This is a genomic window from Actinomyces stomatis (genome assembly GCF_031292835.1).
In the GTDB taxonomy this organism is placed as follows: Bacteria; Actinomycetota; Actinomycetes; order Actinomycetales; family Actinomycetaceae; genus Actinomyces; species Actinomyces stomatis.
In genome coordinates this window covers 107580-121172 of sequence record NZ_JASPEP010000007.1, presented here as the reverse complement: position 1 = coordinate 121172, position 13593 = coordinate 107580, and the positions used below count along the sequence as shown (strand labels likewise).

General features: G+C 70.5%; 10 protein-coding genes and 1 tRNA gene. 9 read left to right on the top strand and 2 right to left on the bottom strand.

Annotation, left to right across the window (positions count from 1 at the left end):
* Nucleotides 1-263 precede the first annotated feature (263 nt).
* Nucleotides 264-1166 carry a hypothetical protein gene (locus RIV12_RS06375; protein WP_309322859.1) on the top strand — a complete coding sequence of 301 codons (903 nt, stop codon included), beginning with the start codon at nucleotides 264-266 and terminating at the stop codon, nucleotides 1164-1166.
* A 145-nt stretch (nucleotides 1167-1311) separates the two neighbouring features.
* Here RIV12_RS06375 and RIV12_RS06370 read toward each other — a convergent pair.
* Nucleotides 1312-1385, bottom strand: a tRNA-Lys gene (locus RIV12_RS06370).
* 300 nt (nucleotides 1386-1685) lie between these two features.
* Here RIV12_RS06370 and RIV12_RS06365 point away from each other — a divergent pair.
* The 7 genes from RIV12_RS06365 to pstB all read left to right on the top strand — a co-directional run bounded on the left by RIV12_RS06365 (nucleotide 1686) and on the right by pstB (nucleotide 11081).
* A complete protein-coding gene (locus RIV12_RS06365) occupies nucleotides 1686-2348 on the top strand; it encodes a hypothetical protein (protein ID WP_075418431.1) in 663 nt (220 codons plus the stop codon).
* Between the two features lie 347 nt (nucleotides 2349-2695).
* Nucleotides 2696-5578, top strand: coding sequence for an RNA degradosome polyphosphate kinase (locus tag RIV12_RS06360; protein WP_309322858.1), 2883 nt, complete (start codon nucleotides 2696-2698; stop codon nucleotides 5576-5578).
* 12 nt (nucleotides 5579-5590) lie between these two features.
* Entirely contained in the window at nucleotides 5591-6619 is a 1029-nt protein-coding gene (locus tag RIV12_RS06355) for an NUDIX hydrolase (protein WP_309322857.1), read from the top strand.
* Between the two features lie 191 nt (nucleotides 6620-6810).
* Entirely contained in the window at nucleotides 6811-7884 is a 1074-nt protein-coding gene (pstS, locus tag RIV12_RS06350) for a phosphate ABC transporter substrate-binding protein PstS (RefSeq protein ID WP_309322856.1), read from the top strand.
* A gap of 104 nt (nucleotides 7885-7988) precedes the next feature.
* A complete protein-coding gene (gene pstC, locus RIV12_RS06345) occupies nucleotides 7989-9005 on the top strand; it encodes a phosphate ABC transporter permease subunit PstC (protein WP_075418435.1) in 1017 nt (338 codons plus the stop codon).
* A 1-nt stretch (nucleotide 9006) separates the two neighbouring features.
* Nucleotides 9007-10233: a phosphate ABC transporter permease PstA gene (gene pstA, locus RIV12_RS06340; protein WP_309322855.1), complete on the top strand. Its 1227-nt coding sequence runs from the start codon at nucleotides 9007-9009 to the stop codon at nucleotides 10231-10233.
* Nucleotides 10234-10301: 68 nt separating this feature from the next.
* A complete protein-coding gene (gene pstB, locus RIV12_RS06335) occupies nucleotides 10302-11081 on the top strand; it encodes a phosphate ABC transporter ATP-binding protein PstB (RefSeq protein WP_003781705.1) in 780 nt (259 codons plus the stop codon).
* A gap of 217 nt (nucleotides 11082-11298) precedes the next feature.
* Here pstB and RIV12_RS06330 read toward each other — a convergent pair whose 3' ends face one another.
* The gene (locus RIV12_RS06330; RefSeq protein ID WP_075418437.1) at nucleotides 11299-11970 is read right to left on the bottom strand and encodes a winged helix-turn-helix domain-containing protein; all 672 of its coding nucleotides are present in this window, start codon (nucleotides 11968-11970) and stop codon (nucleotides 11299-11301) included.
* A gap of 194 nt (nucleotides 11971-12164) precedes the next feature.
* Between RIV12_RS06330 and RIV12_RS06325 the strand changes: the two genes are divergently transcribed.
* The gene (locus tag RIV12_RS06325) at nucleotides 12165-13301 is read left to right on the top strand and encodes a hypothetical protein (RefSeq protein ID WP_309322854.1); all 1137 of its coding nucleotides are present in this window, start codon (nucleotides 12165-12167) and stop codon (nucleotides 13299-13301) included.
* Nucleotides 13302-13593 lie beyond the last annotated feature (292 nt).

Sequence of the window (13593 nt, the reverse complement as noted above, 5' to 3'; positions counted from 1 at the left end):
GGGCGGCCGCAGCGGCGGTGGTCGTGGGCGCGGCTCCCGCGGTCGCGGGGTCACGGGCGGTCAGGGCAGTCCCGCCTGACGGCTTGCGCGGTGGCATTCGGCGCGAGGTCCTGGAGGCTGACAATGCCGCGTCGCGAGCCGAGTGCCCTTCCGTGTCCGGGTCGGTGCGCGTCGTCGTTGGTGGAGTGATCCTGCCTTCGCGGCCGAGCGGAACCGGGGCGCTGGTGCTACCGTCAAGTGGCTGACGACGATCAGGAAGGTGGGTGGAGAGTGTGGCGGCGCACCTTTCGCGGCGAGCCCTGACCGGAGTGGTGACGAGCCTCGTCCTGGCAGGATGCGCTCCTCGGGGGGTGCAGCCAGCGGCAGCGCACTCGACTCCGCCTTCGTACCTGCGCTCGCGCGGGGGTGACGTTGCGCCGAGCCTGCGCCCGACGTCGGGAGACCTGTCGGTTCCTGCCGCGTTCTCCTACACCGACGACGAGGACGAAACTTCCGACTGCATCTTCTACGCGGCCGTGGACGTGCCGGTCGGACTGGTCGTCTACCTCGATGGCGACGGGCAGTCCTTCCACAGGCAGGGGAACCAGAGCCGGGACGAGAGGGCCCGCGGAGGCCTGGCCGGCGCCGGGGGAGTCGTCGAGGCTGCGATCACTCGAGGGTACGACGTGGTCTCGGTGCGCTCTCCCGGAGACGACGGAATCTGGTGGCTGGAGGATCAGGAGGGCAAGGTCCGCTACCTGGAGCAGGCGCTCGACTACGTGGTCGCCGAGTGCGGTGCCACCACGGATCGGGTCTGGCTCGTGGGCTACTCCGGAGGCTCGGAGTTCATCAGCCAGTGGTTCTTCCCGGTCTACGCCGAGCGCATGGCGGGCGGGGGCTTCCTGCTCTTCGGGGGTGGTGATGCGCCTGAGGAGCAGGCGATGTTCTCCGACGACGCCAAGAGTCGGCTCCGGCTGAACTGGGTGACCGGGACGCGCGACGTGCCCGCCAACAGCTTTGAAGGATTCGACGGCATCGGGCACGCCAGGAGCAGCCTGGGCTACTACCGCTCGGCGGGCTTCCGTCACACCTGGAACGAGTGGCCGGACGACGACCACAGCAGCGTCACTGAGAAGTTCGGCCGCTACGTCGGGTCCGTGCTCGACGATGCTGCAAGCGGAAAATAACGACGCTGCCTCGGAGGATGGATGATGAGTCCTTGGAGCGGTCTGCGATCCGTAAGGTGTGGCCCTCAGACACGGGTATGTCGCTGTGGCTGCGTGATCTGTGCTCACGTTCGGCTACCTGGGCTGGGGGCCGAGGCCGGCGCGGTACCCCCTGTGGGGCTCGAACCCACGACCTTCGGATTAAAAGTCCGCAGCTCTGACCAACTGAGCTAAGGGGGCGTACCAACGGCCGGAAGCAGAGTCCAGACGCCGTCGGCAGGGGGCCAGCATAACCGGACAACCGACCGCCGTGTCGAACCGGCCGCACCGTCGGCCTCCGCGTTCCCGATGGTCTCGCTCATCCAACACCGCTCAAGACTCGTCGCGTCCCCCCGCCGGCAAGCCTCCGGGCTCCCTGAACCCGCCTCGCCGTCGGCCGGAAGTGAACCGGTGAAGGACGGGCTCCCCGCGCGCGAGACAACGCGAGACAATGGGGTCGCGCGTCGTCGCCGGCGCGCCCGCACCGCGTGAGGAGTCCCCATGGCCCGCCAGTTCCACCGCCCCGCCCGGCTCGACCCCGAGGCCGCCGAACAGATTGAGGGCAGCACCGACACCGCCGTCGCCTCCGAGCTCGCCCACCGCGCCGCCCAGGCCCTCATCGGTGGCTTCCCCGGCACCGAGACCGAGGATGACCCCATCACCCGCTCCGGCATCGTCGCCGCGGTCGCCACCAACGGCATCGACGACATCGCCGAGCTGTGGGCCGACTCCCCGGCCACCACCCTGCCCGGCACCCTGTGGCGCCTGTTCCTCGTGCGCGAGTGGATCCGCCGCGACCCTGAGCTCGTCGCCCGCCGCTACGCCACCGTCATCGATCTCACCGGTGCCGACGACACCGCGAACGCCCGCCTCGAGTCCGCCCTCGGCGAGGCGCGCCCCGTGCCCTCCCCAAACAACCTGCGCGAGCGCCTCGACGCCGTTCTGGCCGGAAGTGTCGAGGGTTCCGTCACCGAGATCGCCCCACTGCTGAGCGCCACCGCCGGATTCCTGCGCGCCCTGGCGGCCGGCTCCAACCCCGTGTGGATCGAGGACGACGCCGACGAGCTCGCCGACCGCGTCACCCGCCGCGACTCCGCCCTCCTGACCACCGCCGACGAGCTCACCGACGCCGCCCGCCGCGCCGCCGCCGGACTCCTCGACTGAGAGGGCCTTGCGCGGGGACTATCCGGGCGCGAAATGTCCAAATCGGTGACAAAGGCCCGAAGTAAGTGTGTGAAGGTAGATCAGAACCGCATGATTCCGCGGTTCTCTTGAAGGCGTGAAGAGTGCGCAAGCTCCTTTGTCACCGATTTGGACACGATTGGCGAGATCATGCGTGCTTCGTTGGACGAGACGTGGGGGAGCGCCCAGCGGGGTCGCATCCCAGGTGGCGGGGCGCCTATCGGCCGTGAGTCCCGAAGATCGGGCAGGAGCGGTGGCGCCTCACGTATTCGCCGAACCGGAGCGGATCACCGTCCCACAAGGCCGCCCGGACGTGGGACCATGTGGCCATGACCAACGACGCGCCCCACTCCGCCCCCACGCCGCTCTCCCGCTTCCTGGGCGGGTGGATGCGTCACCCCAGCCCCCAGGAGCCCGAGCAGGTGACCGACGACGCCGAGGTGACCGAGGCTGCCGAGACTGTCGAAGCCGCGGAAGCCACTGAGGCCGCCGAGTCGGCGGTCTCGCCCGAGGCCGCGAGCACCGACGGGCCGGCCGTCTCCGCCGAGGTCGCCGGCCCCGAGGCCGCCCCAGTGGCTCCCGGCGGGTCCTCCACCGGCGACGGGGCCTCCGAACGCGCCGAGGCCCCGGGGGAATCAGCCGACCCGGCCGACTCGCATGGCTCCGATGACGCCGGCGACCCTGACGGCCCCGAGGGCGCCGAGGGGGCGATCGAGGAGGAGCACGTCATCGAGGTCGCCGACCCTCGCGACTTCGCCGATGACTCCGGCCCCCAGTACGAGGACGAGGACTTCGACGACATCGTCGACGGTGAGATGGCCCCCGCCCCCGGCCCCATCGGCACCGCGACCCCCGCCATCGCACCCTCCTCCATCACCTCCGCCAGCTCGCAGTCGGCCCCTTCCGCCGCCGAGGCCCTGGCGACTCCGTCGACCACGACGCCGGGGGACCGGGGCCTCTCCGCTCCCGGCAGCGCCACCAGCTCGGGCCATGCCGTCAGCCCCGCCAGCGCCGCCTCCTCGCTGAGCTCGGCCAGTGCCGCCGACGCCGCGGCCTCGGCCGCCTCCGCCGATACCGCCCAGGTGGATCCGGAGAGCCTCCTGCCGCCCCTGAAGTCCTTCAAGAACCGTTTCATCGACCGGGAGCTGACCTGGCTGGACTTCAACGAGCGCGTCCTGGAGCAGGCCGAGGACCACACCCTGCCCCTGCTGGAGCGCGCCTGGTTCCTGTCGATCTTCTCCTCCAACCTGGATGAGTTCTACATGGTGCGCGTCGCCGGGCTCATGCGCCGCATCAAGGCCGGCATCACCCCGGTGCGCGCCTCCGGCCTGGACGCCCACCAGGTCCTGGCCCAGGTCACCAGTCGCACCAAGGAGCTCACCGCCCGCCAGGCCGCCCTCTTCCAGGAGGACATCCGCCCCGCCCTGGCCGAGCGCAACGTGAAGATCCTGGGCTGGGACGAGCTCAACTCCGACCAGCAGGAGCGTCTGACCCGCTACTTCCGTCACCAGATCTACCCGGTCCTCACCCCGCTGGCGGTCGACCCCTCCCACCCCTTCCCCTACATCTCGGGCCTGTCCCTCAACCTCGCCGTCATCCTGCGCAACCCGCGCAGCGGCAAGGAGCACTTCGCCCGCATCAAGGTGCCCGACTCCCTGCCGCGCCTCATCCAGGTCCCCGGCCGTGAGCTGGACGCCGCGGACAAGGCGGCCGGCTGCGCCGTCATCCCCATCGAGATCGTCATCGGTCAGCACCTCGACCACCTCTTCCCGGGCATGGACATCCTGGAGCACCACCTCTTCCGGGTCACCCGCAACGAGGACCTCGAGGTCGAGGAGGACGACGCCGAGAACCTCCTCAAGGCCATGGAGAAGGAGCTCGAACGGCGCCGCTTCGGCGACTGCGTGCGCCTGGAGGTGGAGGACACCATCTCCTCCTTCACCCGCCGCTACCTGGTGCGCGCCCTGGGACTCAAGGGCGACGACGTCTTCGAGCTCCCCGCGCCCCTGGACCTGACCTGCCTCAACCAGCTCCACGACCTGGACATCCCCGACCTGAAGTACCCGCGCTTCGTGCCGGTGACGGCCGCGGGCCTGGCCGCCTACGAGTCCTCCTCCGCGCCGGACGTCTTCGCCGCCATGCGCGAGCACGACGTCCTCCTGCACCACCCCTACGACTCCTTCTCCACCTCCGTCCAGGAGTTCGTGGCCCAGGCCGCCGCCGACCCCAAGGTCCTGGCCATCAAGCAGACCCTCTACCGCACCTCCGGCGACTCCCCGATCGTGGACGCCCTCATCGAGGCCGCCGAGGCCGGCAAGCAGGTCGTCGCCATCGTGGAGATCAAGGCCCGCTTCGACGAGGAGGCCAACATCTCCTGGGCCCGCAAGCTCGAGCGCGCCGGCGTCCACGTCGTCTACGGCATGGTCGGCCTCAAGACGCACTGCAAGCTGCTGCTCGTCGTGCGCCAGGAGTCCGACGGCCTGCGCCGTTACTGCCACGTCGGCACCGGCAACTACCACCCCAAGACCGCCCGCGGCTACGAGGACCTGGGGCTCCTGACCTGCGACCGCGACGTCGCCCAGGACCTGACCACCCTGTTCAACCAGCTCTCCGGCTACGCCCCGCGCGCCCGCTTCCGCCGCCTGCTCGTGGCCCCCCGCGGCCTGCGCGACGGGCTTGTGGAGCACATCGAGCAGGAGATCGCCAACCACCGGGCCGGCCTGCCCGCCTGGATCCGCATCAAGGTCAACTCCATCGTTGACGAGACCGTCATCGACGCCCTCTACCGCGCCTCGCGCGCCGGGGTGCCGGTCGACATCGTCGTGCGCGGTATCTGCGGCCTGCGTGCCGGCGTCGAGGGCCTCAGCGAGAACATCCGCGTGCGCTCGATCCTGGGGCGCTTCCTGGAGCACTCGCGCATCTACGCCTTCGCCGGCGGCGGCCAGACCAAGCTGTTCATCGGCTCGGCCGACCTCATGCACCGCAACCTCGACCGCCGCGTCGAGGCCCTGGTGCGCATCACCGACCCCGCCATGGTCGAGGACCTCGAGTGGCTGGTCACCCACTGCGCCTCCGACGACGTCTCCTCCTGGCACCTCCAGCCCGACGGCTCCTGGCAGCGTCACCTCGTCGACGCCGAGGGCAACCGTCTCGAGGACATCCAAACCAGCCTCATGGCCCGGGCGCGCTCGCGCGTCAAGGGCCGGCACTGAGACGGCCGCGCCATGAGCTCGTCCAGCAGGAAGAACGGCTCGCGCGAGACCGTGAAGGCCGCCGGCGCCCTCGTGTGGCGTGAGAACGGCAAGCACCTCGAGGTGCTCCTGGTCCACCGTCCCCGTTACGACGACTGGTCCATCCCCAAGGGCAAGGTCGAGCCCTGCGAGTCCGTGCGCACCTGCGCCGTGCGCGAGGTCGCCGAGGAGACCGGCGTCCAGGTGATCCTGGGCCAGCCCCTCAGCCGTGTGCACTACAAGATCGCCGACGGCTCCCGCAAGGAGGTCCACTACTGGGCCGCCCGCGTCGCCCCCGACTCCTCGGCCGCTGTCGCCGCCCGCTGCGCCGTCGAACCCGCCTCCGCCAAGGAGATCGACGCCGTCGAGTGGCTGCGCGTGGGGCAGGCCCGCAAGCGCCTGACCTACCCCTACGACCGCGACCTGCTCGGCGAGCTCGTCGACCTGTGGGAGGACGGCAAGCTCGACACCTGGACCCTGGTCCTGGTGCGCCACGGCCGCGCCGTCAAGCGCTCCGTGTGGAACCGCCCCAAGGAGCGGGACAAGGAGACCGACGAGGCCACCCGGCCCCTGACTCACGACCAGGGCGAGACCCGGGCCCGCGCCCTCGTCCCGATCCTGGCCGCCTACGGGGTGGGGCGCGTCCTCACCAGCCCCTGGAAGCGCTGCGTGGACACGGTCGCCCCCTACGCCACGGCCGCGGACCTGACCCTGGAGATGGCCGGGGCCTTCACCGAGATGGCCCACGCGAAGAACCCCAAGGGCGTGCGCTCCGTGGTCAAGAAGGTCCTGAGCGTGCGCGAGGAGCCGACGGCGCTGTGCACTCACCGGCCCGTCCTGCCCACCATCATGGACGTCGTCTCCCAATACGCCCCCGGCAAGCTCCTGCGCTCCGTGCCCGACCGGGACCCCTGGCTCAAGACCGGGGAGATCCTCGTGGTCCACATGGCCCGCCGCCCCCGCGGCAAGATCCGCGCCGTCGCCATCGAGAAGCAGCGCCCCGTCCTGTCCGAAGGACGCTGACCGGAGCGCCGGCCGGACCTTCGGCCGGTGTACCGAGCTGCCCGGTGATGGTCCTCACAGAGGGTGTTTACCAACCGTTTACCCCGGTCACCCGGAACCTTCATCCGGGGTGCCTATCGTGACCGTTGCCTGACATTCACCCGGTATCCGACTGAACCCTCCGACACCCTCTGACTCAGCGAGGAGAGCCCGTGCTCCTGACCCGTCGCGGCGCCCTGGGCGCCTTGAGCGTGGCCACCCTGACCGCGCTGACCGCCTGCGGGCGCGACGCCGGCGCCGCCGACCCCAACGCCTCCAGCGACCTGGTGGGGCAGATCCGCGGCGCGGGCGCCACCTCCCAGTCCGACGCGCAGGACGCCTGGATGAACACCTTCATGGGCGCCAACCTGCGCGCCACCGTCGACTACGCCGGCGGCGGCTCCGGGGCCGGGCGCACCAAGCTCGTCGAGGGCGCCATCGACTTCGCCGGCACCGACACCCCCATGACCGTCGACGAGATCAGCAGGATCGGCGGCGCCGTCGAGCTGCCCCTCTACATCTCCCCGATCGCCGTGGCCTACAACCTTCCCGGCTTCACCGGAGAGTCCCACGTCAACATGACCGGAGAAGTCCTCGCCAAGGTCCTCTCCGGGGCCATCACCCGCTGGAACGACCCGGCCCTGGCCGCCCTCAACCCCGGCGTCGCCCTGCCCGACCAGCGGATCATCGTCGTGGGCCGCTCCGACGACTCCGGCACCACCAAGGCCCTGACCACCTACCTGGCCACCGTCGCCCCCACGGCCTGGCCCCACGAGCCCGAGGAGACCTGGCCGCTGCGCGGCGGCCAGTCCGGCGACGGCACCGCCGGCATGATCCAGACCGTCTCCGCGGCCACCGGCACCATCGGCTACGCCGACGCCTCCAAGGTCCCCGCCACCCTGGGCACCGTCGCCGTCGGCAGCAACGGGGCCTACGTGCCCGTCTCCGCCAAAGCCGCGGCCGCCGCCCTCGACGCCGCCACCCTGGGCGCCGAGGCCGACGAGACCCGCCTGCTCTACCAGCCCAGCCATGACACCGAGGGCGCCTACCCCATCGTCCTGGTCTCCTACCTCGCTGCCCGCCTGCGCTACGACGACACCCAGATCGCCGCCGTCGTCAAGGCCTACCTGCGCTTCGCCGCCTCCACCAAGGGGCAGGACGCCTCCACCAAGGCCACCGGCTGCGCCCCCATCACCCGCCAGATGCGCGAGAAGATCAACGCCGCCATCGACAAGATCGCCGCCTGAGGCCTCCCGGCCGGCCACCACGACGCCGCCGCACCGAACCGCACATGTCCAGCCAGCACTCACCCGCCCAGCCGCCGCCCCAGACACCCCGAGGAGGGTCAGCCGTGGCCAGCACCACCGCACCGCCGTCGTCGCCGCCCCCAGCGGGCGCCGCAACCGCCTCCAGCAGCGCCGATGACGCCATCATCCAGCCCGGCAAGGCCCCCGGGCAGACCGGCAACCGGATCTTCACCGGCCTGTCCTTCGGCGCCGGCACCCTCATCATGGTGGTGCTCGCCCTCGTGGCCGCCTTCCTCATCCGGGAGGCGCTGCCCGCCCTGACGGCCTCGCGCGAGACCCTGGAGTCGGTCTCCTTCATGCGCGATCGCGGACTGTGGGGCTACGTGGCCCCGCTCGTCTTCGGAACGCTGCTGTCCTCGACCATCGCCCTGGGCGTCGCGGTGCCGCTGAGCATCGGCGTGGCCCTGTTCATCTCCCACTTCGCCCCGCGCCGCCTGGCCCAGGCCCTGGGCTACATGGTGGACCTGCTGGCCGCGATCCCCTCCGTGGTCTTCGGCCTGTGGGGCTTCCTGTGGCTGGTGCCCCTGCTCGACCCCATCAACACCTGGCTGAGCGACCACCTCGGCTTCATCCCGCTGTTCGCCGACTACACGGCCCCGGCCAAGAACATCACCACCGCCTCCCTGGTCCTGGCCGTCATGATCCTGCCGATCATCACCGCCACCATCCGCGAGATCTTCCTCCAGACGCCCACGCTCCAGGAGGAGGCCTCCCTGGCCCTGGGCGCCACCCGCTACGAGATGATCCGCCAGGCCGTCCTGCCCTTCGGCCGCTCCGGCATCATCTCCGCCTCCATGCTGGGGCTCGGACGCGCCCTGGGGGAGACCATGGCCGTCCTCATGATCCTCTCGCCCGGCATGGGTCTGAACCTCCGAGTCCTCCAGGCCGGCCAGCACCAGACCATCGCCGCCAACATCGCCTCGCAGTTCCGCGAGGCCTACGGCCTGAGCGTCAACGTGCTCATCGCCACCGGCCTGGTCCTGTTCATCATCACCTTCGCGGTCAACTCCCTGGCGCGGTGGATCATCGCTCGCCGCTCCGAGTTCTCAGGAGCCAGCTGATATGACGCCCACGAACACACCCGAGCCCACCGACGGCGCCGCCTCCAGCAGCGAGGCCTCCCGCCCCGTCCCGGCCACCGGTGCTGCCGGTTCAGCCCGAGAGACCGGTGCCCCCGCGCCCAAGTCCCTCAAGGCCGCGCTCGCGGCCGCCGAGGCCCCGGCAGCCCCCGTCGACCCGCTGGCCGACCCGCCCTCCATCGAGGGCGTGCCCCTGACCTCCTACCGCCTGCCCGACTGGTTCATCTGGGCGGCGCTGGGAGCCGCGTTCGTCGTCGTCGGCGGGATCGGCCTGCTGGCCGGGTGGAGCATCGCCGTCGTCGTCGCCCTGACCGCCCTGGTGTGGGTGGTGGGCGCCACCGCCGTGTCCTGGGTGCGTGAGGGCGAGCGCTGGGGGCGCAACACCCTGGTGACTCTCCTCATCTACCTGTCCTTCGCCGTCGTCATGGTGCCGCTGGTCTCCCTGGTGTGGATGGTCCTGTCCGGCGGCTCGGCCCGCTTCGGCTACGACTTCCTGACCACCAACATGCGCGGCGCCGACGCCTCCAACGGCGGTTTCTACCACGGCATCGTCGGCACCCTCCAGATCACCGGGATCGCCACCCTCATCTCCGTGCCCCTGGGGCTGTTCACCGCCGTCTTCCTCGTGGAGTACAACGGCGGCTGGATCGCCCGGGCCATCACCTTCCTCGTCGACGTCATGACCGGCATCCCCTCGATCGTGGCCGGGCTGTTCGCCTACTCGATCTTCCTCATCGCGGCCGGCCCCCGCTACCAGGCCGGCATCATCGGGGCCGTGGCCCTGAGCGTCCTCATGACACCGGTGGTCATCCGCGGCGTGGAGGAGATGCTCAAGCTCGTCCCCTCCCACCTGCGCGAGGCCTCCTACGCGCTGGGCGTGCCCAAGTGGCTCACCATCGTCAAGGTCGTGCTGCGCACCGCAGTGGCCGGCATCACCACCTCCGTCATGATCGCCATCGCCCGCGTCATCGGCGAGACCGCCCCGCTGCTCATCACCGTGGGCCTGACGATCCGCACCAACACCAACCCGCTGGACGGCTCCATGTCCACCCTTCCGGTACTCGTCTACGACCAGTACTCCCGTGGGGAGGCCGCCGCCATGGAGCGGGCCTGGGCAGGGGCGCTGACCCTCATCATCCTGGTCATGCTGCTCAACCTCGCGGCCCGCCTCATCTCCAAGTACTTCAGCCCCAAGGGCGGCCGGCGCTAGCCCGGCCGGAGCCGCAGCCCGCAGCGCCCCAGAGCCCTCAGCAGTCCACCTCAGGTAAAGGAACCGACGTGTCCAAGCGCATCGACGTCATCGGCGAGAACATCTACTACGGCGACTTCCTGGCCGTGAAGGACGTCAACGTCGTCATCGAGCCCAAGTCCGTCACCGCCCTCATCGGCCCCTCCGGCTGCGGGAAGTCCACCTTCCTGCGTACCCTCAACCGCATGCACGAGACCATCCCCGGCGCCCGCGTCGAGGGCCAGGTCATCGTCGACGGCGTCAACCTCTACGGCCCCGGCGTCGACGCCGTCCAGGTGCGCCGCGCCATCGGCATGGTCTTCCAGCGGCCCAACCCGTTCCCCACCATGTCCATCGCCGAGAACGTCCTGGCCGGCGTGCGCCTCAACAACCGCCGCATCAAGAAGTCCGACGCCGACGACCTGGTGGAGGCCTCCCTGCGTGGGGCCAACCTGTGGGACGAGGTCAAGGACCGCCTGGACCGTCCCGGCCTGGGCCTGTCCGGCGGTCAGCAGCAGCGCCTGTGCATCGCCCGCGCCATCGCGGTCAAGCCCGCCGTCCTGCTCATGGACGAGCCCTGCTCCGCCCTGGACCCCATCTCCACGCTCGCCATCGAGGACCTCATCTCCGAGCTCAAGACGGACTACACGATCGTCATCGTCACCCACAACATGCAGCAGGCCTCGCGCGTGAGCGACATGACCGGCTTCTTCAACCTGGAGGCCACTGGCAAGCCGGGGCACCTCGTCGAGTACGACTCCACCGACAAGATCTTCTCCGCCCCCAGCCAGCAGGCCACCGAGGACTACATCTCCGGCCGCTTCGGCTGAGGGGCGAGGAGGGATGAGGACGTCGGGCCGGAGAGCGCCAGTCGGCGCGAATGCCGCTCGCGGCGGCTTGAGTTGGAGCCCGGGGCCCGTCACGGCCCGACGCCGCCCACGAGTCTACAGGTCCGGGCTCCCGGCCGTCCCGGTGTCCGCCCAGTGAATCCACCCGGTGGTCGGGAGAGGTGCCTGACCCTCCCGGTCTTCTCCGGGGCCGGTGCGCTCAGGCGTCCTCGGGGGCGTCCAGTCGGTAGCCGACGTTGCGCACCGTGCCGATGAGGTTGTCGTGCTCGGTGCCCAGCTTGGCGCGCAGACGACGGATGTGAACGTCCACCGTGCGCGAGCCGCCGATGTAGTCCTCGCCCCACACCTCGTGCAGGAGCGCGTCACGCGTCAGGACCCGTCCCCGGTTGGCGGCCAGGAACTTCAACAGCTCGAACTCCTTGTAGGTCAGGTCCAGGATCGTGCCGCGCAGTCGGGCCGTGTAGGCGGTGACATCGATGACGAGATCGCCCACGTCGATGCGGTCGTCGTCGGCCTCGTCCACGACCGGGACATGGGCGCGCAGCAGCCGCAGTCGGGCCGACAGCTCGGCGGGCTTGGCGCCGGCCATGACGAAGTCGGCGGCGCCCCAGTCGATCTGCACCGCAGCGGCGCCGCCCTCCTCCACAATGAGGATGATGGGCGGGCAGTCCATGGGGCCGGTGAAGAGCTGACACAGAGCGCGAGCACGGGTCAGGTCCCCGCGCGCGTCGATCATGACGACGTCGGCGTTGTCCACCTCCGCGTAGGACGAGGGGGTCGGGGCGAGGCACTCCACCTGGGAGTCGAGGAAGGCGGTTGCCGGCAGGACGTCAGTGGCGTCACTCTCACGAGTGAACATGATGATCCGCATGGCTGCTCCTTCCGTGGCTCTCGACCTGGACTCGCTGGTTCAGTCGAGATGACCAGCGGCGAGACTGTTGGGACAAGTCAACCACACCTGGTCGCAGGCGAAATCCCGGAGACGGCAACTGACCGGATACTGACCATCCGGGAGGATGCTGGGGCGGGCTGGAGAGGGCGCTGCGGCCGCCCGGGTGTGGGACGATGCGTGCTGTGACTACCCACCACCGACGAGCCAAGCCGGCCGCGCGCACCCGCGGAGCCTCCCGTGTCTCCCGCGACGACTCCCATGCCGCAGCCGTTCCGATGGCCGCCGGCGGCGCGGCGGACTGGGCCAGCGTCATCGGCGTAGGCGACTCCGGCGCCTCGGCCGGGCGGACCGGATCGGAGTCCGCTTCGCGCTCGAGCGGGTCGGGTCCCTCCGGTGAGCCGAACGATTCCTCCGGTGCTCCGGCAACTGCCCTCTCAGCGGACTCGGGTGACACTGCCGACCTTGCTGAGGACCTGGGCTACGCCACTCGCCGCGCCTCCAACCGCCCCAAGGAGCCGGGCCTGGTGGATCCGGCCTGGACCCGGCTCGCCTTTGCAGGCGTCGTGCCTCTGCTGCTGGCGGTCGGCTCGGTGCTGCCCGGATGGGTGAGGCTGGCCCTTGTGGCCGCCCTGGTGCCGGCCGCCGCGCAGGGCTGGCCCGCACTCGTGCGCGCCCGGCACGATCTGGGCGGCACGATCGTCATGACGATCACTGGACTGTCGGCCGCCGCCAGCGTCTACCTCCTTGGAGACATGGGGATGGCGGGCCTGGTCATGGCCTTCTCGATCCTGGTGGCCTTCGTCGGCCAGATGCTGCGGCGCGACGGCCGGCACAACCTGGTCGAGGACCTGTCCGCAACGGTGGCCGGCTGCCTCGTGGCGGTCTCCGGGTCGGCCTGGTGCGCCCTAGAACCGGGGCTGGCCGATCCGGCCATCGTCGTGCCCACCTGCCTGGCGCTGTTCGTCGGTGCCGTCCTGACCGTCCTCAACGTGCGCGCCCGGATGCTGGAGGCCCTCACCGTCACGGTTCCGGCGCTGTTCGCCGGCGGTGCCGGCTACGTGCTGGCCTCGGCCGGCTTCTTCGGCCTGTCCCACATCAGTGCGACGGCGGCCCTGCAAAGCGCCGTGGCCTGCGTGGCCGTCGGTTTCGTGGCGGGGGTTCTCATGGCCGCCGGCAACCGTGTCCTGTGGACCCACCGGTGGGTGCCCGGCGGACGGGCGGCTGTGGCCTCCGCACTCGTGCCGATCCTGTCGGTCGGCGTGCCGGTCTACGCCATCGCCCGCCTCCTGGGCGGCTTCCTCGCCGGCTGACGGCCGCCGCCCAGCCCCGCGAGGGCCCGACAACCCGCATCAAGGCGTCCGAATGTCCAAATTGGTGACAAAGAGACTCCGAGGTCCTGCGGTCAAGCGAAGGAACCGCGGAATCATGCGGTTTCATCTGGCGCGCTCAGTGCTCTTCACCGCTTTTGTCACCGATTTGGACACTGCGGCGCCGATCTTGCCCGGATCTGCGGCTCCGGACCGCGCCGGACACTCGGGGCGCTGGCGGATCCGTGCGGCCCGGGCGGGCGGCGCGTGTCCCGGGCTGGGGTGACGTCGTAGG